This is a genomic window from Wolbachia endosymbiont of Cylisticus convexus (assembly GCF_003344345.1).
The window spans coordinates 1-2,186 of record NZ_QPIP01000219.1 but is presented as its reverse complement, the minus strand read 5'-3'; the positions used below and the strand labels follow the sequence as shown (position 1 = coordinate 2,186).

Here is a 2,186-nt window from a genome sequence, read left to right as displayed (position 1 = left end):
GTATCTTGTAAAAAGCATCTAATGTTTTAAGCTTAAGCATTAGGTGGAGGAGGGAAGAACTCTGTTTCTCCTCTTAGATATAAAATCTGTAAGAAAGATAAGAGTTCCCTCCTCAAAAGTATAGGCTGGACGGTATCGTAGAAAGACCTAAATGGCTCTAATTCTGTATCCACAAGGTTAGCCTTACTTTTCGTTTTAAATGGTAACGTATGGGGTTATATATGATCAACAACTTTCTTGGAATTGATGTATCAAAAGATCGCTTTGATGTTTTTCTTTCATTCATAAGTAAAAAAGAAAAGCGTGAAACTAGGAAAAGGAGCTTTAAGAACGATGATCTTGGGTTTCAAGGTCTGCTGAGTTTTCTACAAAAGCATAATGTGGAAGAAGTAAAGTCATGCATGTGGTTGTTATAGCGAAGCTTTGGCTGAATTTCTGCACAATGCTGGACATTTTGTTAGTGTTGTAAATCCTTATTGTATTAAATCTTATACAAGGAGTAAGCTCGTAAGACAAAAGAATGATCAGACTGATGCAGAAATTATTGCTGATTATTGCCAAAGACAGGAACCAACTCGTTGGACACCACCTTCTTCTGAAATGAAAAAATTAAAACATCTTTATCGTTGCTCAGTTGCGTTAAAAGAATTAGTAAATAACCACCTAGAAAAAAAAGAGAGACTGCCTAAAGAAGTTGCAAATGCTTGTTGCAACGAATATAGTTAAAAAAATAGAAATAATAAAAAACTCCATACGCAAACTATTAAAGCAGCACAAAGAATTGTTGGAAAATTTTCAGCTTCTATTGACTATTCCAGGAATAGGAGAGGAATCAGCAATGGCTATTTTAGCTGAAATCCCTGACATAAAAGCTTTTAGAGATGCCAGGCAATTGGCAGCATATACAGGAGTTATACCGAAAAATATAACATCAGGTTCATCTGTACATTCTAAACCAAGATTAAGTAAATCAGGTTCACAAACATTACGTAAGGCCCTTTTCTTTCCTGCCATAGTAGCCAAGAATCACAATCCTATCATTGTGAGTTTTTGCCAAAGACTAAAGAAGAAGGGTAAGCATAATATGGCAATTGTGGGAGCTGCAATGCGTAAGCTACTCCATATCATTTTCGGTATCCTGACATCCAAAAGTGCTTTTGATCCAAATCATATCAAGAATTACAGAACTAGGATGTTGACTGTAGTTTAAAATCAAAAAATGCTTCCAATCCATTCAACATATTCACTAACTGTAATCTGTGTACTGTTACACAATCAGAAGTATTTTTGGGAATGTTCAAAAAAGTGTGTCAACCGAAAAAAGTAATTTATATCAATTTAAAAATGGAGGTTTGACAATGAGTCAAAAAGTAGTAAACAGAACTAACGGATTGGTAGATTATAAAGAGTTGGAAACAAATATCCTGTCGTCTATACGAGAAGGAAGACCGTTGACAGGAAAGGAGGGAGCATTAACACCATTTATAAAAAAGCTGCTGGAGGCGAGTCTAGAAGGTGAAATAGAAAACCATTTATTAGCTGAAAGTGAAGAAAATAATCGCAGAAATGGGAGGAATGGAAAGACTTTACGTACAAGTGCAGGTTCATTTGAGCTGTTAACGCCAAGAGATAGAGAAGGAAGTTTTGAGCCGCAAATAGTCAAAAAAAGGCAAACAAGCTTACATCCAGAGCTTGAAACGAAGATTTTGAGCACATTTGCCAGTGGTATGAGCTATAGAGATATAGCGTCACACGTTGAGGAAATTTATGATCACAAAATATCGGTAGCAGAGATATCAAGTATTACCGACAAATTACTGCCTATAATCAATGAATGGCGTAGTCGTCCACTGCAATCAGTATACCCGATAGTATTTATGGATGGGATGTTCTTTAAGGTCAAGGAGGATGGACATTGCGTAAGTAAATGTATGTACAATATATTGGGCATAGACCAAAATGGCAGAAAAGAAGTCCTGGGCTTTTATTTGGCTGAAAGTGAAGGAGCTAACTTTTGGTTGGAAGTGCTAAATAACCTCAAAGAAAGAGGAGTAGAAGATATTCTGATTGCATGTGTAGATGGGCTAAAAAGCTTTCCTGCAGCCATCAACAGTGTATTTCCCAGTGCAGAAGTGCAGCTATGTATAGTACACCAAATAAGAAATTCTCTGAAATATGTATCCAGT

General features: G+C 36.1%; 1 protein-coding gene and 1 pseudogene. Both read left to right on the top strand.

The genetic code is table 11. The features are described from left to right. Nucleotides 1-221 precede the first annotated feature (221 nt). Nucleotides 222-1,210: pseudogene (locus Wcon_RS10610) on the top strand (IS110 family RNA-guided transposase). Nucleotides 1,211-1,358: 148 nt separating this feature from the next. Then, the coding region (locus tag Wcon_RS10605) for an IS256 family transposase (RefSeq protein WP_114516781.1) at nucleotides 1,359-2,186 on the top strand (828 nt) is incomplete at its 3' end.